The sequence below is a fragment of the Mesorhizobium sp. B3-1-8 genome, assembly GCF_006439495.1.
Lineage (GTDB): Bacteria > Pseudomonadota > Alphaproteobacteria > Rhizobiales > Rhizobiaceae > Mesorhizobium.
In genome coordinates this window covers 164,038-189,420 of record NZ_VFTK01000007.1, presented here as the reverse complement: position 1 = coordinate 189,420, position 25,383 = coordinate 164,038, and the positions used below count along the sequence as shown (strand labels likewise).

Sequence of the window (25,383 nt, the reverse complement as noted above, 5' to 3'; positions counted from 1 at the left end):
TAAACAGGACGCCATGTTGACCATCCGCAAACGCGACGCAAGCGGCGAGGCCAAGGACGCCGAGCATCGGCCACGCGTTGCCGTGGGCGAGGAAGGGGGCGTGCTGGGCTGCGCCTTTTCCGGTGTGTGGACGACGCGCACCGTGGCTCTGGTCGATGCCGACATGCGCAAGATCGAGGGGAAAAGCGGCGCAAAGCAGCTGATGCTCGATCTTTCCCACATCGAAAAGATGGACACAGCCGGCGCCTGGCTTATCGACCGACTGGCGAGCGCCTTCGAGAAGAAAGGCGTCGAGGTCCATTTGCAGGGGCAGAGCGAGATCGCCTCGATCCTGCTCGGCGCTGTCGGCGATGCGGTTCGCCGGGAGCCCGAATCGGGGCCGTCCGGGCCGCCCAACATCATCCTGCGCGCGCTGGAGCTGGTTGGCCGGCGGGTCTATGAGATGCGCGACGATTTCCTCGCTTCGATGAACATCCTCGGCGCCACGATCCGCGGCGCGCAGATGAAGCTTGGCCGCGGCCACGCGGTCAACCTGGCCGCGATCTTCAACCAGATCGATCGCATGGGCGTCGGCGCGATACCGGTGGTGGTGCTGATGTCGGCCATTGTCGGCGCCATCGTCGCCCAGCAGGGCGCCTACCAGCTCAGCTATTTCGGCGCCAACATCTTCGTCGTCGACCTAGTCGGGGTGCTGATCCTGCGCGAGCTCGGCGTGCTGATGACGGCGATCATGCTCGCGGGACGTTCGGGCAGCGCCATCACCGCCGAGATCGGCTCCATGAAGATGCGCGAGGAAGTCGACGCGCTGAAGGTGATCGGCCTCAATCCGATCGGCGTGCTGGTCTTTCCGCGGCTCGTCGCGTTGGTGATCGGGCTGCCGTGCCTCACCATCATCGCCAATTTCGCCGCGCTTGCCGGCGGCATCGTCGCCGCCTGGCTCTATTCCGATATTCCACCCGCCGCGTTCATCGACAGGCTGCGCGTCGCCATCGATCTCAGCACGATCTTTGCCGGCCTGATCAAGGCGCCGTTCATGGCCCTGATCATCGGTATCATTGCCTCGGTCGAGGGCATGAAGGTCGGTGGCAGCGCCGAATCGCTCGGTCTGCACGTGACCGCATCGGTGGTGAAGTCGATCTTCGTCGTCATCATCCTCGATGGGCTTTTCGCCATGTTCTACGCAGCGATCGGGTTCTGAGATGGCGAACGGCAACGGCGCAGCGACAGCGCAGGATACCAACGACGACGAAATCGTGCTTTCGGTGCGCAACGTCACCGTGGCCATCGACGGCAAGCTGATCCTCGACAAGCTCTCGCTCGACATCAAGCGCGGGGAGATTCTTGGCTTTGTCGGCGCTTCGGGCGCCGGCAAATCGGTGCTGTTGCGCACCATATTGGGGCTAATGCCGAAGCAATCGGGGACGATCAGCCTGTTCGGCGTCGATGTCGACAAGGCGAGCGACGCCGACCGCCTGCGCATCGACATGCGGCTCGGCGTCCTTTTCCAGCATGGCGCGCTGTTTTCGGCGCTGACGGTGCTGGAAAACGTGCAGGTGCCGATGCGTGAATATCTCGACCTGCCCAGGGCGCTTATGGATGAGCTCGCCTTGCTCAAGATCGAGCTGGTCGGGTTGCCGGCCGACGCCGCACAGAAGTTTCCGTCCGAGTTGTCCGGCGGCATGATCAAGCGCGCGGCTCTCGCCCGCGCGTTGGCGCTCGACCCTGACATCGTCTTTCTCGACGAGCCGACCTCCGGCCTCGATCCGATCAGCGCGGCCGAATTCGACGAGTTGGTCGTCAAGCTGCGCGACACCATGGACCTGACCGTCTACATGGTCACGCACGATCTCGACACGCTGTTCACCGCTTGCGACCACGTGGCGGTGCTCGGCAAGAAGCGGGTGCTGGTCGAAGGCACGATCGACGATATGCTGAAGAGCGAGGAACCGTGGGTGAAGTCCTATTTCCGCGGAAAACGCGCCCGGCAACTTGATCTTGCGGCGCGCGCATAGCCATAAGTGAGGCGATGGAAACAAGAGCCAACTACATTATTGTCGGCATCTTCACGCTGGGTGCGATCCTGGCGGCCTTTGCCTTCGTCTATTGGACCGCGGCGATCGGCGACAGAGGCGAAACGACAATGCTGCGCGTGCGCATTCCAGGTTCGGCCTCGGGCCTCGGCCGCGGCAGCTTCGTGCTGTTCAACGGCGTCAAGGTCGGTGACGTCAAACGTGTGTATATCGACGTCGACAATCCGACGGTGGCCATTGCCGACACCGAGATCGACCGCATGACGCCGATCACCAAGTCGACACAGGCCGATATTGGCCTTGCCGGCTTGACCGGCCAGGCCAATATCGAACTCCGGGGCGCCGACCCCAAGGAAGCGAAGCTGCTCGACGAGGCGGAAAAAGAGGGCAGGATCCCCGAGATAACCGCCAATCCGTCGGCGGTCACCAACCTTCTGCAGACGGCGCAGAACATCTTCACCCGCGCCGACAAGGTGCTGAGCGAGCTCGAAGGCTTCACCAAGGACGTTCGCGGCCCGCTGACGCAGACGGTCAAGAATGTCGAGACCTTCTCGGATGCGCTGGCCAAGAACTCCGACGGGATCGACAAGTTCCTGTCGGCGGTGAGCTCGCTTTCGGATCAACTGAAGAACGTCTCGGGCCGACTCGACAGCACGCTGAAGGCCGCCGAAGGCCTGCTCAATTCCGTCGACAAGGACCAGATCAAGAGCATCGTGGCCAATGTCGACACGGTGACGGCGAATCTGAAGGAGACCTCGAAGCAGTTCGATACAGTTATCGGCAACGTCAACACGGCAGTCGGCTCGATCAACGATTTCGCCAAGCAGACGCAAGGGACATTGGCCAAGGTCAACGGCGTGCTCGACGGCATCGATCCGGCCGACGTCAAGGCCGCTTTGGCCAACATCCAGAAGGCCAGCGCCAGCGCCGACAAGGCGGCCTCGGACATCGCCAAGGTGACCGACAAGATCGCCAACCGCTCCGACGATATCGACCAAACCATCAAAGACGCCCGCCAGCTCGCGCAGCGGCTCAACGACGCCTCGGTGCGCGTCGACGGCATCCTGGCCAAGGTCGACAAGATCCTCGGCTCCGGCGAGGCCGACGGCGTGATGGCCGATGCCAGGGCGACGCTGAAATCCTTCAAGCAGGTGGCCGACACGCTGAATGCGCGGCTCGGCACCATCACCGACAATCTGGCGCGTTTTTCCGGCCAGGGCCTGCAGAACGTCGAGGCGCTCGTGCAGGACAGCCGGCGCTCGATCAACCGCATCGAGGAAGCGGTGACCGACCTCAGCCGCAATCCGCAGCGCATTCTGTCCGGTGGCGACGGCGAGGTTCGGCAGTTCGATGGAAGGACACGGCGTTGACTTCGGCTGCCGCGACCGCCAAGAAAATGAACCGCGAATGCGGGTTGATCGTAAGATCCGGGGACAACGGGGATCACGCGTGAAGTCGGTCAGGGTGGGAGCGGGTCGTCTGAGATTGTCCGCGGCAGCGTTGCTGGTGCTTTCGGTTGCCGGTTGCGCGGCCCTGGGCGGCAAGCCGGCGCCGCTCGACACGTTCGAATTGTCGGCGCCGTCGGTCGACATGCATGCCCACAGCCGCCGCCAGATCCTGATAGCCCAGCCGTCGGCGCTCAAGGCGCTGGACAGCCAGAACATCGTCATCAGGCCTTCCGACCGATCGATCCAGTTCCTCAAGGGCGCGCAATGGGCGGACCGGCTGCCATTGATCGTGCAGGCGAGGCTGGCCGAAACCTTCCAGCGCTCCGGCAGCTTTGCCGGCGTCGGCAAGCCGGGTGAGGGGCTGGCGATCGACTACCAGATCATCGTCGAGGTACGCTCCTTCGAGGTGCGCGTCGATGGCGGCGAGCATGCCGATGTCGACCTGTTCGTACGCATCCTCAACGATCGCGATGGCGAGGTGCGCGCCTCAAAGAACTTCACCGCGAGCGCGCCGGTCTCCGGCAGCGGCAACGCTGCCTATGTCGGCGCGCTGGACAACGCCTTCGGCCAGGCGGCGACCGACATCGTCCGCTGGACGGATTCGACGATCTGAGCGCCGGACAGGCAATCAAACTCCAACATAAAAAAAAGGCGGGCCCCGGCCCGCCTTTTTGTTTCAGTCCGCCGATCGGCTTCAGTGCAGGCGGCCGCTTGCATGGGCCAGCATGGTGTAGACCTTGCCGGTGTCGGACGTCAGATAGGTCTGCGCCATGATGTTGTCGCGGTCGTTGCGCGAGACATCCTTGAGCAGCTTCTCGAAATCCTCGCAGTAGCGATCGACCGCGGCGCGGAATTCCGCCTCTGCCTGGTACTTGCGACGGATCTCGTCAAAAGTCTGCTGGCCCTTCAGCGTGTAGAGGCGGCGCGTGAAGACGTCGCGCTCGCCGCGCCGGTAGCGGTTCCAGAGCTCGATCGAAGCGTCATGGTCGATGGCGCGGGCGATGTCGACGGAGAGCGAATTGAGCGACTCCATGACATGCAGCGGCGAGCGCTGGGCAGGGGTCGCGCGCGGCGCTTCCGCCGGCGCTGCCGGCCGCAGCTCCTCCTCGCGCGAAGCGTTGGTCAGGAGGTCGCGCACCCAGCCGCCCTGCGGCGGCTTGCTGTTCGGGTCGCGGCGCGGCGCCTCGGCAGGACGTTCGAGGTCGAGCGTGCCGCGCAGCGTGGTCTCGGCGAGCGGCGCCTGAGGGGCGCGAGCCGTGGGCTGCGGCTGGGGCTGAGGGGCCGGCGGACGGCGCAGCGGCGGCTCGGCGGCGCGGGCCGGCGCCTGCGGAGCAGGCCGCAGACCGCGCGGTTCGCCCTGTTCGCTGCTGCCGCTGCGGCCGGATTTCGCAACGATATCCGACAGTTCCTTGAGCGCATTGATCTGCTCGGCGACGGCGCGACGGATGGCCGAGGTCGATTCCTTGGCCTCTTCCGGCATCTCGATGACGCCCTTCTTCAGCTCGGCGCGGGTCAGGTCGAGCTCGCTCTTGATCGAGCCCGCGGTGCGGCGCATCTCCTCGGTCGCGTCGGCAAAGCGACGCGTCGCCGAATCGACGACCTCGGCGATGGCGGTGCGGATCTTTTCCGCCGATTCCATCGTGCGGCCCTCCGCGGTCTGCATCGTCTGGCCGACAAGGCTTTCGAAGGAACGCATCACCTTCTCGAGGTCTTCCGACTTCTTGACCAGGCCGACGGCGAGGTCTTCCAGCGAGGACTGACGCTCCAGCGTGTGCTCGAGATTGCTCTGCGCGGAGCTGAGCAGGTTAGAGGCGCTGGAGAGCAGGCGGCTGTGCTCGTCGAACTTGGTCGCGATCGAGGCCACCTCACGCAGCGTTGCCGAGGACAGATCGGTGAGCCGCGTCGTGTTGGAATCGACGAGACGCGCGGAGCTGGCGAAGGTCTGGGCGGCCTTCTCCGTGGTCGTGGCGAAGCTCTGCGTGCTGCCGGAGAGCCGCTCCTCGACCTGGCCGAGGTTGACGGCAGCCTGCTCGATCAGCTGGCCGAGCTGCGCGCTGGAGGTCGTCATGCGGCCGATGAGATCGGCCACGCTGTCGGCAAGCGAGGAACGCGCGCCTTCGACGGCCGACAGGGTCTCGGCCGTGCGGTTGGCCAGCGCGTTGACGAGGTTCGTGTTCTCGCTGCGCAGCTTCTCGGCCGCCCGTTCGGTGACCTCTTCCATGCTGCGCTGCAGTTCGGAGCCGCCCTGGGCGAAGCGCTCGACCAGCGGCTTGGCCGTCTCGTCGAGGATTTTCGCCATCTCGGCCGAACGCGCCGCCAGCATTGTGTTGAGCTCGCGGGTGTTGGCGCCGATCGTGCGCGCGGCCTCGTTGGTGCTCTGGCCGATATGCTGGCCGACCGCCGTGAAGGTCTCGGCGATGACATTGGCGCGCGAGATGAGCTGGGCCTCGGCGCTGGAGACCTGCTCGTTGAGCTTCTGGCCCATGGTCTCGGCGGTGTAGGCGAGCCGGTTTTCCACGCTCGCGACCTGGTCCTCGACACGGGCGGCCGCGGCAGAGGCGCTTGCGGCCAGCCGCTCGTCGGCGCCGGCCAGCGCCTGCTCGATCTCGCGGGCATGCACGGCAAGCTCCTGGCCGGTCTGGCGGGCGCGGTCTGCGACACGCTGCTCGGTGGCGGCGAAGGCGCTGACGATCGTGTCGGCATGCTCGCCGATGGTCGAGCTACTCGAGGCAATGCGCGACACCAGGCGGTTGTCGGCGTCGTCGAAGATGCGGCCGATCTCGCCGGCACGAGCGGAAAGCGCTTCCGAACCCTCGGCGATGCGCGACATGAGCTGCTGGTCGGCGCTGTCGAAGATGCGGCCGAGATCGGAGGCGCGGGCGGCCAGCGCTTCGGCCGATTCCGTGATGCGCATCGAGAGCCGCTCGTCGGCGCCCTCGAAGTTGCGCAGGATGTCGCCGGCGCGGGCGGCCAGCGACTGCGCCGTTTCGACGGCGCGGGCAACCAGCTTCTGGTCGGCCGTGTCGAAGGTGTTGGCGATCTCGCCGGCGCGCGTCGCCAGCTTGTCCGCGGTTTCCTCGGCGCGGGCCATCATCGCGCTCGACGCATCGTCGGCGCGCGCCATCAGCATGTTGGACGTATCCTGGGCACGCTCGTGCAGGCGGCGGTCCGCCGCCTCGAAGGCCTGGGCGATGTCCTCGGCCCTGGAAAGCAGCGCGGCGGACGTCTGCTCGGCGCGTTCGGCGATCTTGCGGTCCGCGTCGCTGAAGGCAGCACCTGCCTGCTCATGCAGGGCACTGGTGACTTCCATGACCTTGTCGCGCAGCGCGCCCGCCACGAACACTGCGGTCTTTTCCAGCACGCCGCGGACATTGTCGACGCCGGTCGACAGCGCGCGCTCCATGGTGCCGGCGCGTTCTTCGATCACACCGGTCTGCCGGCTGAAGGCCTGCTCGATCTTCTCGACGTCGGCGGCAATCGCCGCCGAGATGTCGCTGCTCCTGGCGGCGATCTGGTCGATATGCCCGGAAACCGAACGATCGACGTCCTTGCGCGCGTCGGCGAGCTTGACGAGATCGTCCTCCAGGGCCCTGGCAAGCATGTCGCGGCCCTCGGACAGCTTGCCGACATGGCCGGCGATGACGTCGTCGATCTCCGAGCGGCTCTCGGTCAGCTTCTGGAGATCGGCTTCGAGGGCGCGCCTGAGGATATCGCGGCCTTCGGCGAGCTTCTCGACCTGGCCGGCGACAAGGCCGTCGATGCCGGAACGGCTCTCGGCGAGCTTGGCGAGGTCGGCTTCAAGTGCGCGCGTGAGGATGTCGCGGCCTTCCGAAAGCTTCTCGACCTGGCCAGCGACGAGGCCGTCGATCGAGGCGCGGCTTTCGGCCAGCTTGGCAAGGTCGGCTTCCAGCGCACGCTTGAGGATGTCACGGCCCTCGGCGAGCTTTTCGACCTGGCCGGACACCAGGCCGTCGATGCCAGCGCGGCTCTCGGCGAGCTTGGCAAGATCGTCCTCAAGCGCCTTGGACAACGACGTGCGGTTCTGCGACAGCTGGTCGGCATGGGTCTGCATGAGGCCGCTGGCATTGGCCATATCGGCTTCGAGCGCACGCGAAAGCTCGGCGCGATGGTCGGTGATCTTCTGCGAATGATCGACGATCGCGCCCTGGATGGTGTTGAGGTCGGCTTCCAGCGCGCGCTTGAGGATATCGCGGCCCTCGGCGAGCTTCTCGACCTGGCCGGCGACCAGCCCATCGATGCTGGAGCGGCTTTCGGCCAGCTTGGCGAGATCGTCCTCCAGCGACTTCGACAGCACCGAACGATCCTGGACGAGCCTGTTCTGGTGGTCGGCAATGGCGCCGCTCACATTCTGGAGGTCGTCCTGCAGAGCCCTCGACAAGGTCGAGCGATCCTGCGCGAGCCTGTCCTGGTGATCGGCGATGGCGCCGCTGACGGCTTGCAGGTCGGCTTCGAGCGCTTTCGACAGCTGCGAGCGATCTTCCAGCACCTTGTCCGAATGTCCCGCAATGGCACCCTTGATGGTGTTGAGGTCGGCCTCCAGGGCGCGCTTGAGGATATCGCGGCCTTCGGCGAGCTTCTCGACCTGGCCGGCGACAAGACCGTCGATCGAGGCGCGGCTTTCGGCCAGCTTGGCGAGGTCGGCTTCCAGCGTCTGCGAAAGCAGGCCGCGGTCATCGGCGAGCTTGCCGGCGTGGCTGTCGATGAGGCCGCGGATGCCGCTCAGATCGTTTTCAAGCGCGCGGCTGAGTTCGCCGCGGTCCTCGGCGAGCTTGCTCGAGTGCGTCTCGATCAGGGTCCTGATGCCGATGATGTCGGTTTCGAGCGCCTTGGCGAGCACGGCGCGACCTTCGGCGATCTTCTCGACCTGACCGGCGACAATGCCGTCGATCGAGGCGCGGCTGTCCTGCAACTTGCCGAGATCGGCCTCCAGAGCGCGTGCCAGGATGTTGCGGCCCTCGGCCAGCTTCCCGACATGGCCGGCGACCATTTCGTCAATCATTGTACGGGCTTGGACGAGCCTGCCAGAGTCTTCATTCAAGGCCTGGGACAGGCGATTGCGGCCTTCCTCGAGCTGCTCCAGATGGCCGCCCAGCGACGCATCGATAGCTGCGCGCGACTCGTTGACCTTGCGCAGATCTTCTTCGAGCGCGCGCGAGATCAGGCCGCGGCCTTCCGCCAGCTTCTGCACCTGGTTGGTGACGGCGGAATCGATCGCCGCGCGGCTTTCGGCGAATTTCGCCAGGTCCGCCTGCATGGCGGTGGCCATGCGTTCGCGGCTCTCCGAGAGCGCGCGGCTGTGGTTCTCGACCGCTTCCTCGATGCCGACACGGGCATTGGCCAGCCGCTGGATGTCGGAATCGAAGGAGCGCGACACCACATGCCGGGCCGCTTCCATGCGCCCGGCGAAGTCGGTGGCGCGGGCTTCGAGCATGGAGGAGGTCGACGAGATGATGTCGGCCATATCGGCGCCGATCTGGGTCTTGCCCTGATCGATCATCGCCGACAGCGTGTCCTTGCTCTCCGCGAAGGCGTGGGCGATTTCCTTCGCGCGCTCCACCATCGTCTCGTTGATCTGGCGGGCGCGCGCCTCGAGGGCGGCATTGAGCTTCTGCGTGCCGGTGTCGAGCGCCTCGGCGCGGGTCTGGAATTCGCTGATCAGCGCCTGGCCGCGTTCGGCAAGCGTCCGTTCGATACCGCTGAGGCTCGTCTCGAATTCCGAGCTCAAGGTGCGCGCCGCGCCGCCGAGCAGCGAGACCATGCCATTGGTGCGGTCATCGAGCAGGTCGGTCAGCGAGCGGGTGAGGCCGTCCGTGGTGTCGGTCAGCTTGGCGATACGGGTGTCGAGAAGGCTCGCGAAAGCCTCGCCGGAGGTCGAAAGACGGTCCCTGATGTTGTCCAGGCGCGATTCCACGGAATCGAAGATCGACGTCGAGCTTTCATTGATGCGATCGATCAGCGTGTCGCCGGAATTGTTGATCGTCATCGACAGCTTGGTCGATGCGTTGAGGATCGAGTCGCGGATGATATCGCTGGCCGAGCCGATCTCGTCGCGCAGCGTCTCGTGAGCGCTGGCAATGGAGGCGCGCACGCGCTCGGCATGGGTGACGACCGCCTCGCGCTCGCTGCCGAGACCATCGACCAGCGAACGGATGCGGGCCTCGTTCTCGGAATAGGAGCGCTCGATCTGGCTGACTTCGCCGTGGACAAGCGTTTCGAGCTCGACCGCGCGGGCCAGGGTACGCTCGATGCCTTCGCCCATGGCCGCCACCTCGCGGCGAACGGCCTGGCCAATCATCATGACACGGTCCTGGGCGAGGTTTTCGGGCTCCGCCAGGCGGAAGGCGACCTCGGTCATGGATTGCGCGGCAATACGCATTTCCTGCGCGCGCCGGATCATGGCGGCGAACGCCCAGAACAGGATGACCGGAACGATCGCGGCAACCGCCAGGCCAATCAGCTCGGGACGGGCGAAGAACTGGTCGAAGGTGCGGATCTTCCAGATGCCGGGGCCGAACAACAGGTTGGCCAGGCCGCCGGCGCCGGCGATCCAGGCCAGCGAGATAAAGGCGATCACCCAGTAGACGGTGCTCGACGCACGGCGGTTGAGGCTGTGCAGCAGCGTCTTGTAGTCTTTCTGGCGGTCGTCATTGGCGGGCGTGAAGCCGGCGGGAGGCGTAAGGCCGGACGGCTGCCCATTACGCGGCTCGACTGGGCGCAACTCGGCCGGCTTGGCCGCGGGCGCCCTGGGAGACTGGGAGTTGGCAGGCTGGGGATTGTTTGCCGGCTCCGTCCTCTGGCTGCGGCCTTCGCGCGCCAGTTCATCGGCCGCCGCCGAAATCTGCGCTTCGAGATCCTCCATCGACGCCGCCATATCGAGGCCGCCGTCGTCGCCGTTAAGGTCAAGGTCAAGCGCCTTTTCCAGTTCCGCGGCTACGTCATTCTCGAGAGACTTGGTCGTCGTTGGTTTCTTAGCCATGCCTTCGCTACCCTGTACTAGCTGCCGCGGGACTTATGATTTTGGCCTGATTCTGGCCCGATTCTGGCTTGTCTATCCCGAGCAGGAGGCTGAAAAATGGACCTTCGTATCGTAATGACACACAGGGGTAAAGAAAACATGCATTCCGGGCGATACGTAAAACTTTAAATATAAGGTTAACGGAGACGTGATCCGGCTGCCTCCGTGACAACATTTTTCCCCTGCAATCGTTAACCCGTTGGCGACCGGAAGCGCCTATTTTCGTGGGCACGTCTGCCCGCTTGATGGAGTTGCAGTGCGTATGCGTGGCGAAAGTGGTATTGCGTTTTCCATGCCGGGGGGAGATGCCTCCGGAACGGCCGGAGCCCGACCGGTCGACCTCGGCCATCTGGCGCGCCAGACGATGGGCGACCGTGACCTCGAACGGGAAGTGTTGGCACTGTTTGTGCAACAGTCGCTGTCCGTCCGCGACCAGATCGCGGATGCCGACGCCAGGCAAAGGGTGCTTCTGGCGCATGGCCTGAAAGGCTCGGCGCGCGGCATCGGCGCCTTTGCGGTGGCCGATTGCGCGGCGATCATCGAAGGGCAGCCGGAAGACGTCCGGGCGCTCAGGCGGCTCGGCACGCTGATCGAGGAAGTGCGCGACTTCATCGCCGGCATCAGCCGCTAGAGCCGGACGATTTCAGGTCGAATCGACCTGAAATCTGAATCCGTCTCTAGATCAAAGAGATAGAGCATGATGTCGCCCGAAAACCGCTTCACACTTTTCGGCATCATGCGCTAGCGCTATCTTTCTGAAAAACGTCATTTCGTGGCGCTTTCGCGCCGCAGTTGACTTGTCCGGTAGAGTGATTATCTCGGCTGCGACTCCTCAGGTGACTTAATGACCAAGCTGACTTACATCGCCCATGACGGGACCCGATTTGACGTGGAAGCCGAAAACGGCTCGACGGTCATGGAAAACGCGATCCGCAACGCGGTTCCGGGCATCGAAGCCGAATGCGGCGGCGCCTGTGCCTGCGCGACCTGCCATGTCTATGTCGACGAAGCGTGGACGGCAGAGGTCGGCGAGCCGGAGGCGATGGAGGAGGACATGCTGGACTTCGCCTATGAGGTCCAGCCAAACTCGCGCCTCTCCTGCCAGATCAAGGTGCGCGACGCGCTGGACGGGCTGATCGTTCGGGTCCCCGAACGCCAGGGTTAAGCCGATTTTCCAATTTTCTTTCGCGCTGGCTGCTTGGCAGCAGCCGATAGGTCATGCAGTCTCGCGGCATTCCCAATTGGGGCGCAGCGCATGAGCGAGACCATCAAGACGGACGTTCTTATTGTCGGGGCAGGGCCGGTCGGCCTGTTTGCCGTGTTCGAGCTCGGCCTGCTCGACATGAAATGCCACCTCATCGACATTCTCGACCGTCCCGGCGGACAATGCGCAGAGCTCTATCCGGAGAAGCCGATCTACGACATTCCCGGTTTGCCGACGATCTCCGCGCAAGGCCTGGTCGACAAGCTCATGGAGCAGATCCATCCGTTCAAGCCGGATTTCACCTTCAACCGCATGGTGTCGAGCCTGGAAAAGCTCGAGGACGGAACCTTTCGCGTCGCGACCGACGAAGGCGAGATGTTCGAAGCCAAGGTGGTGGTGGTCGCCGCCGGCGGCGGCTCGTTCCAGCCCAAGCGTCCGCCCATTCCGGGCATCGAGGCCTATGAAGGCAAGAGCGTCTTCTATTCCGTCCGGCGCATGGAGGAATTCCGCGGCCATGACCTCGTCATCGTCGGCGGCGGCGATTCGGCGCTCGACTGGACGCTCAACCTGCAGCCGATCGCCAAAAGCGTGACGCTGGTGCATCGCCGTCCGGAATTCCGGGCCGCGCCCGACAGCGTCAACAAGATGTATGCCATGCAGGAGATGAAACAGCTCGAGTTCCTGGTCGGCCAGGTCAGCGGCCTTGCCGGCGCCGACGGCCAGCTTGCGTCGGCAACCATCAAGGGCGGCCCGGACGGCGACGTCGAGGTGCCGTGCACCCGCATGCTGCCGTTCTTCGGCCTCACGATGAAGCTCGGGCCGATCGCCGAGTGGGGCCTTAACCTGCACGAGAACCTGATCCCGGTGGACACCGAGAAGTTTCAGACGTCGGTCCCGGGCATCTTCGCCGTCGGCGACATCAACTGGTACCCCGGCAAGCTCAAGCTGATCCTGTCAGGCTTCCATGAGGTGGCGCTGATGGCACAGGCCGCCAAGCGCATCGTCAGCCCGGGCGAGCGGATCGTTTTCCAGTATACGACCTCGTCGACCAGTTTGCAGAAGAAGCTCGGCGTCCACGACTAAGGTGAATTGATATTCAGGTGACGCCGGCCCTGCGAACGGCAGCACCTGAATCTCAACACCTATTCCGCCAGCACAGGCGCGGCGTGCTCGTCGCGGCCGCGCAGTTCCTTTTCCGGCATCAGGAAGAGCACGGCAAGCGCCAGAACGAGCATGATGCCGGCGGCGACGAAAATCATCACGAACGGCAACGCCGATGCCAGCTGGATATGCGTCTGCGAGCCTTCGGCGGAGAGCGGCAGGCCGTAGCCGAGCGCAACGGCGCCAAGCAAGGCGACACCGAGCGCGCCGCCCAGCGTGCGCAGGAAGGTCAGCACGCCTGTCGCGACCCCCAGATGCGCGCGATCGACGGCATTCTGGACCGAGACGGTGGCGACCGGGAATGTCGTGCCGCTGCCCAGCCCGATCAGAGTGGTCAGGATTTCCACCTCGAGCAGCGAGGCGTGTTCCGCAATGGCACTGAGCACGCCAATGCAGACGATGGCCAGGCTGACGCCGATCATGGCGATGCGCTTGTAGTGGACGAAGCGCGGGATCGTGCGGCCGCTGAAGGTCGCGCCGGCGACCGTGCCCAGCAAGAGGCCGAGCATCGCGGTGCCGGATTCGCTGACCGAAAGCCCGACGACCGATTGCAGATAGACCGGCAGGTATACCGATGCGCCGATGTTGGCGGCCTGCAGCAGGAACATCGATATTGTGCCGGCGAGCACGATCGGGTTGCTCAGGACTTCGAGCGAGATCAAAGGCTCGGCCGCCTTGAGCACCCTCAACGCGAAGAAGGCCCAGAATACGACCGAGCAGGCGACCAGCCCAAGGATTTCGCGGGAGAACCAGGGATAGGCGCTGCCGCCCCAATTGAGCGCCAGGAGCAGCAGCGACGTGGCGATAACCAGCAGCACCGCGCCCAGGCCGTCGATGCGGTGGTTCTTGGCCGCGATCGGCAGCTTCCTCAGCGGGTTGTTGATGATGGCCATGGCCAGGAAGCCGATCGGCAGGTTGATCCAGAAGATCAGCGACCAGTGCAAATGTTCGGCGAATACGCCGCCGAGCAGCGGGCCGGCGACGCTGGCGACCGCCCAGGTTCCGGAGATCCAGGCCGCATAACGCGCTCGCTCGCGCGGCGGCACGAGATCGCCGATGACCGTCTGGGCGAGCGCGAAGAGACCGCCGCCGCCGGCGCCCTGGATGGCGCGGCCGATGACCAGCACCAGCATGTTGGGCGCAAGCGCGCTGACCAGCGACCCGAGCAGGAAGACGAGGATGGCAGCGTAGATGACGGGGCGGCGTCCGTAGACGTCGGAAATCTTGCCGTAGAGCGGCGCCATCGCGGTCGCGGTCAAGAGATAGCCGGTGACGATCCACGGCAGATATTCGGCATGGCCGAGCGCGCGCGCGATCGTCGGCAGAGCAGGGGCTACGATGGTCTGATCAAGGGCCGCCAGCAACATCGACAACAGCACGCCGCCGATGATGGCATTTTTCTCGCTCTCGCTCATCATCGGCGCGGCTTTCGGCGCCATCGCCTGGTTCTCGACGGTCTGGTCCATGCGTCATTCTTTCAAAGACTGATGCTCAGTGCGCCAAAACGGCTGCGGCCGACCCGTCGTGCCTGGCGTCTGTCATTTCTCTTCACCGTTCGAGGCCCTGGGGGCTGCTTCGAACCCGCTATATGTCATTCGATATAGGCCGATTTCGACCGCCGCTCGAAAGTTTTTCCAGTCTGGCACCATGCTTGGACGAAATTGGCCCGGGATGGGCTGGCTCTCAAGTCAAGGCGGTGGCAGTTGGCCGGCTTCGACGCGTTCCATGCGGTAGCGCATCAGCCGAAGGATACGGCTTTCGAAATTGACGCTCTCGACGCGGTCGAAGCGCAACTGGTCCTGATCGTGCCTGGCGAGCTCGGCTGCCTGGATCGCGGCGGCCTTGGCCTTCGCCTGTTTACAAGTCTTCTGCACGGGGGCGGCCTTCAACGCATCCTCGAGCGCGCGCGCATGATTCTTGGCGATCTCGACATGGCGCTCCTCATGCCGCTTGATGTCGGCCGACAGCGTGTCCCAGAACAGCCTGACGTCGGGATCGGCTTTGCGCGGGCGCCGCCATTCGGGAAGGATCACCTTGACCTTCACGGTGACGGCGGCATCGGTGATGCGGCAAGAGTCCGCGCCCTGCGCGTAGCTGATGCGGGTGGTGAAGGCCATCTGCGTGGCGCCTGGATGCCGCGAGCCGGTGCTCTTCACCTTGGGGCCGTTTCTCGACAGCTGGTTCTGGATATCGTCGAGCGTGCGGCCGCCGACGCTGAAATAGCTGTAAGTCTTGACCAGGTTGGCCGCGCCCGCCGGCGTGGCGGTCAAAGCGAGCATCAGGGCGCAGAGAAGGGATCGGTTCATCATATTGCCTCTTCACGCACCTTGCTTTAGGGCCGTCACCAGCGCAACGGAATTGATTTCGCGCGGATCACGCATGGTTGATGGATGATGACGACAAGGCGATGGCAGCTGGCGCATGGGCGCTATCTCGACCTCGGTCCGAAGGCGGTCGTCGTCGGCATCCTGAACGTCACGCCCGACAGTTTTTCGGACGGCGGCCTGTTCATCGCGCCTGAAAAGGCGCTGGAGCAGGCGCGCCGTATGGTGAAGGAGGGCGCCGCCGTCATAGACGTCGGCGGAGAGTCGACGCGGCCGGGTTTCGCCCCGATCATGGCCGAGGAAGAGCAGGCGCGCGTGCTGCCCATCATCTCGGCGCTCGCCGCTTCCGGCGAGGCGCTGATTTCGGTCGACACCTATCGCGAGGAAACCGCGCGGCTTGGCGTCGCCGCCGGCGCCCATATCGTCAACGACGTCTGGGGGCTGCAGCGCGAGCCGGGCATCGCGCGCGTCGCCGCCGAGACCGGGGCCGGGCTCGTCATCATGCATACCGGGCGCGAACGGCACAAATCGCCCGACGTGATCGAGGATCAGTTGCTTTTCCTGCGCAGATCGCTTGAGATCGCGCGCGCCGGCAATGTCGCCGACAGCCAGATCGTGCTCGATGCCGGCTTCGGCTTCGCCAAGGAAACGGCGGAGGAAAACCTCGACCTGATGGCGCGATTTTCCGAGCTCCGGGCGCTCGGCTACCCGTTGATGGCCGGAACCTCGCGCAAGCGCTTCATCGGCGCCGCGACCGGGCGCGAGCCCGCCGAACGGGCAGCCGGCACGGCTGCCACCAGCGTCATCCTGCGCTTGAAGGGAGCCGACCTGTTTCGCGTCCACGATGTCGCAATCAACGTGGATGCGCTGGCGGTGACCGATGCTATGCTTCAACGCGAAACCGAGCTTCCTCCCGGACACTGATCATGTACGTCATCCGTATGAAGAACTGCGCCTTCTTCGCCCGCCACGGCGTGCTGGACGAGGAGGAGACGCTTGGCCAGCGTTTCTATGTCGATGCCGAGCTGACGGTCGAGCCCAGCCGTCCGCTGACGGAGGATTCCATCGAGGATACCGTCAATTACGGCGTCGCCTTCGCGGTCATCGAGAAGATCGTGACCGGACACCGCCGCTTCCTGATCGAGGCGCTGGCGCTGGAGGTCGCGAAGGCGCTGACGGCCAGGTTTTCGCAGATCAGGAAGGCCGAGATCACCGTGCGCAAACCAAACGCGCCGGTGCCCGGCGTGCTCGATTATGTCGAGGTGACCGTTGTCTGGCCAGAATAGCGCTGTCTACCTCAGTCTCGGCGGCAACCTCGGCGAGCCGGCGAAGTCCATGGGCGCGGCATTGCGCATACTGGACGGCGACGACGCGACGCGCGTCACCGCCGTCTCCTCGCTTTATCGCACGCCGCCTTGGGGCAAGCTCGACCAGCCGGATTTCCTCAATGCCGCCGCCGCGATCGAGACGGCTCTCTCGCCGCGCGCGCTGCTCGACCTTTGCCTCGATGTCGAGAGGCGGTTGAAGCGCGTGCGCGAGGAGCGCTGGGGGCCCCGCCTGATCGATATCGACATATTGGTTTTCGGCGACCGAGTGATCCACGAGACCGGGCTCGAAGTGCCGCATCCGCGCATGCTGGAGCGCGCCTTCGTGCTGGCGCCGCTGGCGGAGATCGCGCCAGGGCTTTCGGTCGGCGGCAGGAGCGTGTCGGAGCGGCTCGGCGCCGTCGATATTTCCGGTATCGAGCGGCTGCCGTCCGGCCGCGAATGGTGGCTTGGGTAAAACCGACTGGTTAGCCGGAAAAACCGCCGCCGTCCAAAAATGCCTGCTCCTCGGCGGTCGTCGCGCGGCCAAGCATGCGGTTGCGGTGCGGAAAGCGACCGAAGCGCCGGATGATCTCCAGATGCTCTTCGGCGTATTTGAGGTAGTCGGGCGCTTTGGCGGTTGTGAGTTGCACTGACCGTTCCTGGTCGGCCAGCAATTCGGAATGCTCGAAGGGCAAATAGAGGAAGACGCGAACCAGTTCTTCCAGTTCCAGGTCCTGACCGGCGGCGATTGCCTTGTCGGCGAAGTATCTCGCCAGCGGATCGGTCGCGAACATGTGGCCGGTGCCACGGAAGCAGTTGCGCGGGAATTGGTCGAGCAGGATCATCAGCGCCAGCGACCCTTCGGCATGCGCATTCCAATGGTCGCATTCGCGCCGCGCGGCGGCGTAATGCAGCTCCAAAAAGCGATTGCGGAAATCCGTGTCGAAGGCGTCGTTCTTCTCGAACCAGGCGTCCTCGCCGCCATCGCGCCAGAATTTGGTGACCGAAAGCGCCCACGGATCGAGTTCTGCCATGCGTTGCCCCTTAGTTCTTGGTCTCTGCCTGGTTCAGCACGACGGCCGTTTCCTGGTTCAACGCTCGGCCGGCGCGGCGCGGCTGGGTGAGCGGCGTCGGGATCGGCGTGCCGATATTGCCCTTGAGGAAACGCTGGCCAGCGCGCACGCCCTCGGCCAGTTGCGTCTCGAAGCGCGCTTCGTCGCGGCGCCGCACATCCTCGATGACCTCGGCGACTTCTTCCGGATCGACGCCCAGCGCCTCTAGCGCGGAGCCGCCGAAGACCAGCGCCGATTCGAAGGTTTCGCGCAGCTGATAGTCGACGCCGGCCCGCACGAGCTGCAGCGCCGTGCCTCGATCGAAGGCGCGCGCCAGGATGGTGACCAGAGGGAATTCGGCCTTGATCAACTGGGCGATGCGCACGGCGGCATCCGGCTTGTCGACGCAGATCAGCACGGCGCGGGCGCGCCCGACGCCGGCCGCATGCAGGATGTCCAGCCGCGTGCCGTCGCCGTAATAGACCTTGAAACCGAAATCGGCCGCCGCCTGGATCATCTCCACCTCGTTGTCGATGATCGAGACGTCCATCCCGCGCAGCAGAAGCGGCTGGCTGGCGATCTGGCCGAAACGGCCGAAGCCGATGATCAGCACGCTGCCGGTGAGGCCGTCGGCGATGTCGACGCCGTCGAGGGACTGCTCGTCGCGCGGGGTCAGGTAGCGCAGCGCTATGATCACCAAGGGCGTCAGCACCATGGAGATGATGACGATGGCGGTCAGCGTGGCGTTGGCCTGGCCATCGATGATCCCGACCGCGGCGGCGGACGAATAGAGCACGAAGGCGAACTCACCGCCCTGCGCCATGAAGACGGCGCGTTCGAGCGCCTCGCGGTGGCTGCTCTTCAGAATGCGCGCGACGGTGTAGATGCCGACCGCCTTCATGACCATGTAGGCGACGACATAGATGGCGACGAGCCGCCAGTTCTGGGCGACGACGCCAAGGTCGAGCGACATGCCGACGGCGAGGAAGAACAGGCCGAGCAGGATGCCGCGGAACGGCTCGATATCGGCTTCGAGCTGGTGGCGGAAGGTCGATTCCGACAGAAGCACGCCGGCAAGGAAGGCGCCCATCGCCATCGACAGGCCGGAGAGCTGCATGGCCAGGGCCGATCCCAGCACCACCAGAAGCGCGGCGGCGGTCATGACTTCGCGGGCGCGGGCGTCGGCCAGGATGCGGAAGAGCGGATTGAGCAAGTAACGGCCGGCCACGACCAGTCCAACGATCGCGGCGATGCCGATGCCGACCTCGGTCAGTCGCTCCGAAAGGCTGGTTTCGGCGCCGCCGGGCGCGAGGAACGCGACCAGCGCCAGGAGCGGCACGATCATCAGGTCTTCGAGCAACAGGATGGAGACGATGCGCTGGCCTTTCGGCGTGGCGATCTCACCGCGCTCCTCGAGCAGCTGCATGACGATCGCCGTCGAGGTCAGCACGAAGCCGGCGCCGGCGACGAAGGACTGCGCGATGGGAAAGCCTCCGGCCAGTCCGACCAGCGTCAGAAGCACGGCGCAGACGCCGACCTGCAAGGCACCAAGGCCGAAAATCTCGCGACGCAGCCCCCAGAGCCGCGACGGCTGCATCTCCAGGCCGATGATGAACAGGAACATGACGACGCCGAGCTCGGCGACGTGGAGGATCGCTTCCGATTCGGAAAAGATGCGCAGGCCGAAGGGGCCGATGACCACGCCGGCGGCGAGGTAGCCGAGGATCGAGCCCAGCCCCATGCGCTTGAAGATCGGCACGGCGACGACGCCCGCGGCGAGCAGCGCCACCACCTGCACCAGATCGCTGCTCGACGCCTCAACTGCCATGCCTGTCATCCCGTTCTCTAAGGCGCGTCCCTCTGAAACGGATTCAGGCGACGCGCTTTAGGTTTTTGATTTGATGCATGTCGTTGTCCCAGAACCGCTGCACACTTCTGGGCGACATGCATCAGAAGCACTCCTTGCATGCCCCGGGAGCGAGAGGCAAGGGCGCGGAAACTGGCTGGAAGAGCAGGGGCACGCCGTAGGATACGAAGCAGCAGGTTCCGCGGCGAACGCCTGTTGCAACCGCGTTACACAAGTTGACACGGCCCGGTCGTTGCGTAACGCCACAATCAGAGGTTATGGCACGTTCGGCTTCGGCCATCGGAGGCAGCGGCGATGGGCGGCTGCCTTTTTGAGGAGATGATTGATATGAAGAAGTTTTTGCTCGTTGCCGTCGGTGTTGCGGCGTTGGCCGGTTCGGCTTGCTCCAAGGGGCCGGAATGCACGCAGGAAATCGCTGCCAAGAAGGCGCAGGACATGGCCGCCGCGCTCCAGGAAGCCATCACCAAGGATCCGGGCAAGGCGGCCGATCTGACCGCCAAGGTGCAGGCCGTGACGACCAAATATCAGGGCGCGACGACGCTCGACGAAGCCTGCAAGGCCTATGACGAGCTGACCGCCACCATCAAGGGTTGAACTCAACCATCGACAATGCGAAGGCGGTGGTCACGCGGCCGCCGCCCTTTTCTTGCAGATGTTGGCGCGCCGGATCAGTTCTTGGCGATGGCACCGACTTCGACCGGATCGATGCGCTTCAGGCTCATGCCGATCACCGGCACCAGCTGATTGTTGACGCGCACGGCCACCGTCACGGTCATCGAATTGCCGTCGGGGACACGCGCCTGCATGACGCCGTTCAACTGCTTGCGGTTGATGGTGAAGACGACTTTCTGGGCGTCGACGACATTGCCGCCGACAATGTCCATGCCGCTTTCGGTCGAGCCGCCCATGAAGGTGCCCCTGTAACCATCGCGCCCCTTGCGTTCGACGCTGGCCGACATCTTTTGCGTGAACACGCCGACCCTGCAGCCGCCGTCAAGCGTCATGCCGAGCTTGCTGGCGGGCGTCGAGCCATTGAAATCGCAGGTGAATTTGGTGCCTTTGTACTTGCCGGCGATGATCTCGCCAGGGCCGACCCATCTGCCTTCGACGGAGCGGAAAAACTGCTTGTCCGGCTCTGCGCCAAAGGCCTTTTCCACGAGGCCGAGCGGCGCGGCAATCGCAATGGTGGCAGGCAGGACGCAGGACAGGATTACGCTTCTCATCGACGACACCCGGCACGAAAGAGTCTATTCTTGGGACCGCGCTGACCATGCAGAAGATTGGTTAATGCTTCGTCACCCGCGGCGGGTCACGCGTTTACCTTATCGGTCGTCTTGGCTGTTCTTTCGCGCCGCGAACGACGTCAGCGCCGAGAGGAAATCGCCGAGGCCGGGGCGCTTGACTGCGATGAACGGCAAGGGGCGGGCGGTTTCCATCGCGGCGATGCCGATGCGCGCCGTCATCATGCCGTTGACCACGCCTTCGCCGAGCTTTGCCGAGAGTTTTGCGGCCAGGCCATGGCCGACGATCTGCTGCACGAAACTGTCGCCCACCGCGATCGAGCCGGTCACCGCCAGATGCGCGAGCACGCCGCGCGCCAGCCGGAAGAAGCCGAGCGTGCCTGGGCGGCCGCCGTAGAGTTCGGAGAGCCGCCGGATCAGGCGTCCGGCCTCGAACACGACATAGGCGATGTCGACCAGAGCGCGCGGGCTGACGGCCGTGATCAGGGATACGCGCTTCGCGGCCTCGAGGATCATGATTTTCGCGCGGGCATCGAGAGGCGACAGGATCTCGGTCTCGGCAAGCCGCACCAGATTGGCGCCGTCGATGATCTCGCTGCGCAATTCGGCGAGCGAGCGGCGCCCGGCGGCGGTCTCGGGTTTTGCCGCGACGAAGGCCGAGAGTTCGTCGACCAAGGCACGCGCCGCCTTGGGATCGTCGCGCGCCACGGCATCCAGGGCCCGCTTCTGCATCTTTTCGACTTCGGCCAGGCGGGCGATGGCGAGGAATTCGCGGACCAGGATGACGAGCAGCGAGAGCAGCGCAATCGCCGCCATGCCGGCCGCCAGCCAGCCAAGCCATTGGGCGCGCGCGAACAGGTCGCGGATCAGCCGGTCGGCCCACAGGCCGACCGCCAGCGAGACGAGCACGCTCAGAGCACCGAGAAACAGCCGGGCAAGCAGCGAGCGCCTTCTCGGCGCCGTCGCCGGCGGCGGGACGGCAGCCTCGATGTCCGGCTCGTCGAAGACATCGACCTCCGAGGGGATCACGACCGCCACATCAGCCCGCGCGGCACGTGGCCTGCGCGCCGGCTGCTCCTCGGCGACGCGGTTTCGCTGTGGTTGCGGCGGTGCCTCGGTCTCGGGCTCGATGCGGAAGGCCGCCGGTTTGCGGGGCGCGGTCATGCCAGATGATCTCCGATCAGGAACTGCAGCGCGCGGTCGAGCCGGATATGCGGCAAGGACAGCGTGACGCCTTCGGCGGTGCGTTCGAGTTTCGGCGGGCGGAAACGCACGAAGCGGATCGCCGGTTCGGTGCTGTCGGGCGGCGGTCCGGAATTGTCGAACACCGCATCGATCTTTTCCGGCAAATCGCCCGGGAATATGGCGGTTTCGGTCTTTCCGTCGAATGTCTCGCCATTGATCTTCTCGCCCTTCAGCGGGGCGCCGATGATGACGGGCAGCGTCTCGCGGCCCTGCTTCACCGTGCCTTCGCGGGTCGAGCGAACCGCGGCCATGGCGACGACGTCGACGGCGGCGCCGCTGAAATTCGCGCGCGCCACGGCGCGGTCGGTCAGCCGGCGCACGATCGCCTGCAGCCGGTCATGGCTTTCGTGGTGCAGATGGTCCGCCTTGGTCGCGGCGACCAGGATGCGGTCGATGCGGCGCGAGAAGAAGTCGGTGAGGAAATTGCCCCGCCCGGGCCGGAAGCAGGACAGGATCTCGGTGACGGCGCGCTCCAGATCGGCCATGGCGGCCGGTCCGGCATTCAGCGCCTGCATGGCGTCGATCAGCACGATCTGCCGGTCGAGGCGGGCGATGTGCTCGCGAAAGAACGGTTTGACGACATGCGTCTTGTAGGCCTCGTAGCGGCGTTCCATCATGGCCTGCAGCGATCCGGAGCGCGGCCGGCCTTGCGACAGCGTCATCAGCGGCGCGAAGGTCAGCGCCGGCGAGCCTTCGAGATCGCCCGGCATCAGGAAACGGCCGGGCGGCAGCGTCGACAGCGCGCGTTCGTCGAGCTTGCAGGCCTTGAGATAGGCAGCGAAGCTTTCAGCCAGTCGCCGCGCCGTCATCTCGTCGGCGTCGGCATCGGCATCGATGGCGGAGGCCAGTTCGCGCCATGCCTGCGACAGGTCCGAGCGGGCGGGCAGGGCGGCCAGTTCGACCGCCTCGCGCGAAAAGTCGGCAAAGGATTTGCCAAGCAGCGGCAGGTCGAGCAGCCATTCGCCAGGATAGTCGACGATATCGATGGATAGTTTTCCGGTTGAAAACAACCGGTTCCAGCCCGAAGCCGACTCATATTCGATGGTGAGCCGCAGTTCTGAGATGGCGCGCGTGGAGTCCGGCCAGACGCGGTCGTTCACCAAAGCCGCGACATGATCCTCATACTGGAAGCGCGGAACGGCATCGTCCGGCTGCTCCTCGAGGAAGGCACGGGCGATGCGGCCGGATTTCTGCGCTTCGAAGAGCGGCAGGCGTCCGCCATGGATGAGATTGTGAACGAGGGCCGAAATGAACACCGTCTTGCCGGAGCGGGAAAGGCCGGTGACGCCAAGACGCAATGACGGAGAGAAGAGCCCGGCGGCGCGGCCCGACAACGTGTCGAGCGCAATCCTTGCCTCGTCGGTGAAATTGGTCAGCGATGATGCCAAATCAGGCCTCTGGTTGCGCGTCAGCGCCCGATATAGGCCCTGGACCGCGCGTTTGAAATGGCCTCAGAGGTCGGCGGGCGTGAGAAAGGCTTCGAGATAGCCGTTGCCCTGCGCCGCTTCGGCAAGGTTGCCGGGAAAGCGCACCACGGCAAGGCCGGAGGTCGGAAAACCGTGATTCATCATGCCGCGCGCCGCCTGCTCGCCATCTCCGGACACCGCCATGGCCAGGTCTTCGGTCATTGGGTTGTGACCGATCACCAGCAGCGAGTTGGCGCCGCCATTCTTGCGGATGATGTCGAGGTAGCCGGCCGCATCCTCGCTGTAGAGCGTGTCGAAGAACAGGACCCGGCCGGTGTCGGTGCGCCCCGCCAGGCCTTCCAGCGTCTGCCTCGCCCGCTTGGCGTTGGAGCAAAGGGTGACGTCCGGCACGTAGGTGCGGGCCCGCATGGCCTCTCCGATCGCTTCGGCATCGGCCATGCCCGATTCGTCGAGCGGGCGGTCGAAATCGCGCACGCCGGGAAGCGCCCAGCCGGCTTTGGCATGCCGCAACAGATAAAGTCTGCTCAACCGGACCCCCGTGACGCCGCCTTCTTGGCAAAGCGCGATTAGTCACCAGAACCAAGTCATGCACAATGGCCGGCGCCAGCAACTGCAACGAATCATGTGCGAATTCGTTTTGTGCCGTTGAAACAAAGTCATCGCGCGGGCTGCCGATGCGTGACTAACAATTGCGTGAAACTGTCGCCGATAGCGCTTGTGCAGGCTCTTGTCCCCGAATATATAGGCGCCAAATTTGGGGTTGTTGGGTGAGTCGAATGAACGATATCGTTACCGCCAATTACGTACCCTCCGAAGACGAGCCGTTCATGAACGAACGGCAAAAATCGTACTTCCGTCAAAAGCTTATCACCTGGAAGAACGACATTCTCCGCGAAGCGCGCGAAACCCTCGAAATCCTGCAGCAGGAAAACGCCAACCACCCCGACCTAGCCGATCGCGCCTCCTCCGAAACCGACCGCGCCATCGAATTGCGCGCCCGCGATCGCCAACGCAAGCTCATCTCGAAAATCGACTCCGCGCTCCAGCGCATTGACGAAGGCACCTACGGCTATTGCGAGGAGACCGGGGAACCGATCGCGCTGAAGCGGCTCGACGCACGTCCGATCGCGACACTGTCGATCGAGGCGCAGGAGCGCCACGAGCGTCGCGAGAAGGTCTATCGCGACGACTGACGATCTAGCTGGGCAAGAACATCGAAAATGGCCGGGATTTCCGGCCATTTGTTTTTCAGCGCCCCATTTGTCTTTGCCGACAGGGGCGTGAAGAGGCTCGCTTGCGCCGGTGGCCGGTCAGCGCTTGTGGCTGCCCAACTCGCCAAGGAGCTTGGTCATTTCGTCATCGAGCGAAGGTTTGGCCGCGGGCTTGGCGATTGCCGGCTGGGAATGCTGGTCGTCGAGAGAGGTCTCGAGTTCGTGCATCAGCGTGGCGTCGATGGAGTCGTTTGAGGGCGGTGGCGCATATCTGGTGCTGCCGTTCGTCGTCCCGTAGCCAGGCAGCGGCATGACCTTGGCCGTCGGCTGGCTCGGCGCCGCCGGCTTGATGGGCGCGGGCGCCGGCGCGCGCGGATGTGTGGCGGCAGCCGGCTGGGCGGCAGGCGGCGCCGGCGGCCTGGCGGGGGCGGGCGCCGGTTGCGGCGCGCGCGGGCGTTGCGCAGCTCCTGTCTGCTGCTGACCGCCGTCGCCCGTCAATGCCGGGCGGCGCGGCGCCGCCAGCCTGATGTCGCGCTCGACCACGACATCGGTCGGCCCACCGATCAAGATCAGGTGCTCGATGTCGTCGCGGCGCACCAGGACAAGCCGGCGATGGCTGTCGACAGCGGTGGCATCCATCACGGCAAGCCGCGTCTTGCGGTTCCTGCCGCCGGCGACGAAGGTGCCGAAGGTCAGGTTGCGGACCACCTTGATGGCGAGCAGGACGACAACCAGCAGGATGAGGGCCGCTACCGTCCACAGGATTGCAGCGACGTAACCCGGGCCCGCTACATTATCCAGCCACTGCATCAGTGCACCCCAATCGCCAT

At 64.9% G+C, this 25,383-nt stretch carries 22 protein-coding genes; 12 read left to right on the top strand and 10 right to left on the bottom strand.

All coding sequences use genetic code 11. The features are described from left to right. Positions 1 to 13 precede the first annotated feature (13 nt). Genes FJ424_RS09240 through FJ424_RS09225 form a run of 4 tightly spaced genes read left to right on the top strand, consistent with a single transcriptional unit; the run spans position 14 to position 4,091 of the window. A complete protein-coding gene (locus FJ424_RS09240; protein ID WP_140648090.1) occupies positions 14 to 1,198 on the top strand; it encodes an ABC transporter permease in 1,185 nt (394 codons plus the stop codon). 1 nt (position 1,199) lies between these two features. Beyond that, positions 1,200 to 2,012: an ABC transporter ATP-binding protein gene (locus FJ424_RS09235; RefSeq protein ID WP_140652943.1), complete on the top strand. Its 813-nt coding sequence runs from the start codon at positions 1,200 to 1,202 to the stop codon at positions 2,010 to 2,012. 14 nt (positions 2,013 to 2,026) lie between these two features. After that, positions 2,027 to 3,400, top strand: a complete 1,374-nt coding sequence (locus tag FJ424_RS09230; protein ID WP_140648092.1) for an MlaD family protein — start codon at positions 2,027 to 2,029, stop codon at positions 3,398 to 3,400. After that, positions 3,381 to 4,091, top strand: coding sequence for an ABC-type transport auxiliary lipoprotein family protein (locus FJ424_RS09225; protein ID WP_140648093.1), 711 nt, complete (start codon positions 3,381 to 3,383; stop codon positions 4,089 to 4,091). The genes FJ424_RS09230 and FJ424_RS09225 overlap by 20 nt, the downstream gene beginning before the upstream one ends. An 81-nt stretch (positions 4,092 to 4,172) precedes the next feature. On the opposite strand, the gene FJ424_RS09220 is transcribed toward FJ424_RS09225, so the two are convergent. Next, complete coding sequence (locus FJ424_RS09220; protein ID WP_140652945.1) at positions 4,173 to 10,475, bottom strand: kinesin; 6,303 nt, start codon at positions 10,473 to 10,475, stop codon at positions 4,173 to 4,175. A gap of 301 nt (positions 10,476 to 10,776) precedes the next feature. On the opposite strand from FJ424_RS09220, the gene FJ424_RS09215 reads away from it, so the two are divergent. From FJ424_RS09215 to FJ424_RS09205, 3 genes are all read left to right on the top strand, one after another. Continuing rightward, positions 10,777 to 11,145 carry an Hpt domain-containing protein gene (locus FJ424_RS09215; RefSeq protein ID WP_140652947.1) on the top strand — a complete coding sequence of 123 codons (369 nt, stop codon included), beginning with the start codon at positions 10,777 to 10,779 and terminating at the stop codon, positions 11,143 to 11,145. A gap of 213 nt (positions 11,146 to 11,358) precedes the next feature. Then, positions 11,359 to 11,679, top strand: a complete 321-nt coding sequence (locus FJ424_RS09210) for a 2Fe-2S iron-sulfur cluster-binding protein (protein WP_140642970.1) — start codon at positions 11,359 to 11,361, stop codon at positions 11,677 to 11,679. 90 nt (positions 11,680 to 11,769) lie between these two features. Next, positions 11,770 to 12,801, top strand: a complete 1,032-nt coding sequence (locus FJ424_RS09205; protein ID WP_140652949.1) for an NAD(P)/FAD-dependent oxidoreductase — start codon at positions 11,770 to 11,772, stop codon at positions 12,799 to 12,801. Positions 12,802 to 12,860: 59 nt separating this feature from the next. On the opposite strand, the gene FJ424_RS09200 is transcribed toward FJ424_RS09205, so the two are convergent. Then, positions 12,861 to 14,345 (bottom strand): MDR family MFS transporter, encoded by a 1,485-nt coding sequence (locus FJ424_RS09200; RefSeq protein ID WP_140652951.1) that lies wholly within the window; start codon positions 14,343 to 14,345, stop codon positions 12,861 to 12,863. 222 nt (positions 14,346 to 14,567) lie between these two features. Beyond that, a complete protein-coding gene (locus FJ424_RS09195) occupies positions 14,568 to 15,188 on the bottom strand; it encodes a DUF922 domain-containing protein (RefSeq protein ID WP_140652953.1) in 621 nt (206 codons plus the stop codon). A gap of 84 nt (positions 15,189 to 15,272) precedes the next feature. Here FJ424_RS09195 and folP point away from each other — a divergent pair, with 84 nt between their 5' ends. Genes folP through folK form a run of 3 tightly spaced genes read left to right on the top strand, consistent with a single transcriptional unit; the run spans position 15,273 to position 16,985 of the window. After that, the gene (gene folP, locus FJ424_RS09190; RefSeq protein WP_140653162.1) at positions 15,273 to 16,127 is read left to right on the top strand and encodes a dihydropteroate synthase; all 855 of its coding nucleotides are present in this window, start codon (positions 15,273 to 15,275) and stop codon (positions 16,125 to 16,127) included. Between the two features lie 2 nt (positions 16,128 to 16,129). After that, entirely contained in the window at positions 16,130 to 16,489 is a 360-nt protein-coding gene (folB, locus tag FJ424_RS09185) for a dihydroneopterin aldolase (RefSeq protein WP_140642958.1), read from the top strand. Then, on the top strand, positions 16,473 to 16,985 hold the full coding sequence (folK, locus tag FJ424_RS09180) for a 2-amino-4-hydroxy-6-hydroxymethyldihydropteridine diphosphokinase (protein WP_140652955.1): 513 nt from the start codon (positions 16,473 to 16,475) through the stop codon (positions 16,983 to 16,985). The genes folB and folK overlap by 17 nt, the downstream gene beginning before the upstream one ends. A 10-nt stretch (positions 16,986 to 16,995) precedes the next feature. Here the strand turns inward: folK and FJ424_RS09175 are convergent, their stop codons facing one another. Next, positions 16,996 to 17,544: a DUF924 family protein gene (locus FJ424_RS09175; protein ID WP_140652957.1), complete on the bottom strand. Its 549-nt coding sequence runs from the start codon at positions 17,542 to 17,544 to the stop codon at positions 16,996 to 16,998. A 10-nt stretch (positions 17,545 to 17,554) separates the two neighbouring features. After that, positions 17,555 to 19,390 carry a monovalent cation:proton antiporter-2 (CPA2) family protein gene (locus tag FJ424_RS09170; RefSeq protein WP_140652959.1) on the bottom strand — a complete coding sequence of 612 codons (1,836 nt, stop codon included), beginning with the start codon at positions 19,388 to 19,390 and terminating at the stop codon, positions 17,555 to 17,557. A 366-nt stretch (positions 19,391 to 19,756) separates the two neighbouring features. On the opposite strand from FJ424_RS09170, the gene FJ424_RS09165 reads away from it, so the two are divergent. Then, a complete protein-coding gene (locus FJ424_RS09165) occupies positions 19,757 to 20,023 on the top strand; it encodes a hypothetical protein (protein ID WP_140652960.1) in 267 nt (88 codons plus the stop codon). Positions 20,024 to 20,097: 74 nt separating this feature from the next. Here FJ424_RS09165 and FJ424_RS09160 read toward each other — a convergent pair whose 3' ends face one another. The 4 genes from FJ424_RS09160 to FJ424_RS09145 form a co-directional block, all read right to left on the bottom strand. Beyond that, positions 20,098 to 20,652, bottom strand: a complete 555-nt coding sequence (locus FJ424_RS09160) for a hypothetical protein (RefSeq protein ID WP_181175520.1) — start codon at positions 20,650 to 20,652, stop codon at positions 20,098 to 20,100. Positions 20,653 to 20,751: 99 nt separating this feature from the next. Continuing rightward, positions 20,752 to 21,834 (bottom strand): TIGR01620 family protein, encoded by a 1,083-nt coding sequence (locus FJ424_RS09155; RefSeq protein WP_140652964.1) that lies wholly within the window; start codon positions 21,832 to 21,834, stop codon positions 20,752 to 20,754. After that, positions 21,831 to 23,303: a YcjX family protein gene (locus FJ424_RS09150; RefSeq protein WP_140652966.1), complete on the bottom strand. Its 1,473-nt coding sequence runs from the start codon at positions 23,301 to 23,303 to the stop codon at positions 21,831 to 21,833. Before FJ424_RS09150 ends, FJ424_RS09155 begins: the two co-directional genes overlap by 4 nt. A 63-nt stretch (positions 23,304 to 23,366) precedes the next feature. Next, on the bottom strand, positions 23,367 to 23,870 hold the full coding sequence (locus tag FJ424_RS09145; protein ID WP_140652968.1) for a histidine phosphatase family protein: 504 nt from the start codon (positions 23,868 to 23,870) through the stop codon (positions 23,367 to 23,369). A 248-nt stretch (positions 23,871 to 24,118) separates the two neighbouring features. Here FJ424_RS09145 and dksA point away from each other — a divergent pair, with 248 nt between their 5' ends. Continuing rightward, on the top strand, positions 24,119 to 24,535 hold the full coding sequence (dksA, locus tag FJ424_RS09140; RefSeq protein ID WP_095765270.1) for an RNA polymerase-binding protein DksA: 417 nt from the start codon (positions 24,119 to 24,121) through the stop codon (positions 24,533 to 24,535). A gap of 117 nt (positions 24,536 to 24,652) precedes the next feature. Here dksA and FJ424_RS09135 read toward each other — a convergent pair whose 3' ends face one another. Next, a complete protein-coding gene (locus tag FJ424_RS09135) occupies positions 24,653 to 25,363 on the bottom strand; it encodes a flagellar biosynthetic protein FliO (RefSeq protein WP_140652970.1) in 711 nt (236 codons plus the stop codon). Positions 25,364 to 25,383 lie beyond the last annotated feature (20 nt).

Bases quoted from the DNA above. Each gene is read 5' to 3' on its own strand.
- FJ424_RS09215 (WP_140652947.1), top strand. From the start codon at position 10,777: ATGCGTGGCGAAAGTGGTATTGCGTTTTCCATGCCGGGGGGAGATGCC.
- FJ424_RS09200 (WP_140652951.1), bottom strand. From the start codon at position 14,345: ATGGACCAGACCGTCGAGAACCAGGCGATGGCGCCGAAAGCCGCGCCG.
- FJ424_RS09155 (WP_140652964.1), bottom strand. From the start codon at position 21,834: ATGACCGCGCCCCGCAAACCGGCGGCCTTCCGCATCGAGCCCGAGACC.
- FJ424_RS09165 (WP_140652960.1), top strand. From the start codon at position 19,757: ATGAAGAAGTTTTTGCTCGTTGCCGTCGGTGTTGCGGCGTTGGCCGGT.
- FJ424_RS09230 (WP_140648092.1), top strand. From the start codon at position 2,027: ATGGAAACAAGAGCCAACTACATTATTGTCGGCATCTTCACGCTGGGT.
- FJ424_RS09220 (WP_140652945.1), bottom strand. From the start codon at position 10,475: ATGGCTAAGAAACCAACGACGACCAAGTCTCTCGAGAATGACGTAGCC.
- FJ424_RS09240 (WP_140648090.1), top strand. From the start codon at position 14: ATGTTGACCATCCGCAAACGCGACGCAAGCGGCGAGGCCAAGGACGCC.
- FJ424_RS09225 (WP_140648093.1), top strand. From the start codon at position 3,381: ATGGAAGGACACGGCGTTGACTTCGGCTGCCGCGACCGCCAAGAAAAT.
- FJ424_RS09235 (WP_140652943.1), top strand. From the start codon at position 1,200: ATGGCGAACGGCAACGGCGCAGCGACAGCGCAGGATACCAACGACGAC.
- FJ424_RS09175 (WP_140652957.1), bottom strand. From the start codon at position 17,544: ATGGCAGAACTCGATCCGTGGGCGCTTTCGGTCACCAAATTCTGGCGC.
- dksA (WP_095765270.1), top strand. From the start codon at position 24,119: ATGAACGATATCGTTACCGCCAATTACGTACCCTCCGAAGACGAGCCG.
- FJ424_RS09170 (WP_140652959.1), bottom strand. From the start codon at position 19,390: ATGGCAGTTGAGGCGTCGAGCAGCGATCTGGTGCAGGTGGTGGCGCTG.
- folB (WP_140642958.1), top strand. From the start codon at position 16,130: ATGTACGTCATCCGTATGAAGAACTGCGCCTTCTTCGCCCGCCACGGC.
- FJ424_RS09195 (WP_140652953.1), bottom strand. From the start codon at position 15,188: ATGATGAACCGATCCCTTCTCTGCGCCCTGATGCTCGCTTTGACCGCC.
- FJ424_RS09160 (WP_181175520.1), bottom strand. From the start codon at position 20,652: ATGAGAAGCGTAATCCTGTCCTGCGTCCTGCCTGCCACCATTGCGATT.
- FJ424_RS09205 (WP_140652949.1), top strand. From the start codon at position 11,770: ATGAGCGAGACCATCAAGACGGACGTTCTTATTGTCGGGGCAGGGCCG.
- FJ424_RS09210 (WP_140642970.1), top strand. From the start codon at position 11,359: ATGACCAAGCTGACTTACATCGCCCATGACGGGACCCGATTTGACGTG.
- folP (WP_140653162.1), top strand. From the start codon at position 15,273: ATGACGACAAGGCGATGGCAGCTGGCGCATGGGCGCTATCTCGACCTC.
- FJ424_RS09135 (WP_140652970.1), bottom strand. From the start codon at position 25,363: ATGCAGTGGCTGGATAATGTAGCGGGCCCGGGTTACGTCGCTGCAATC.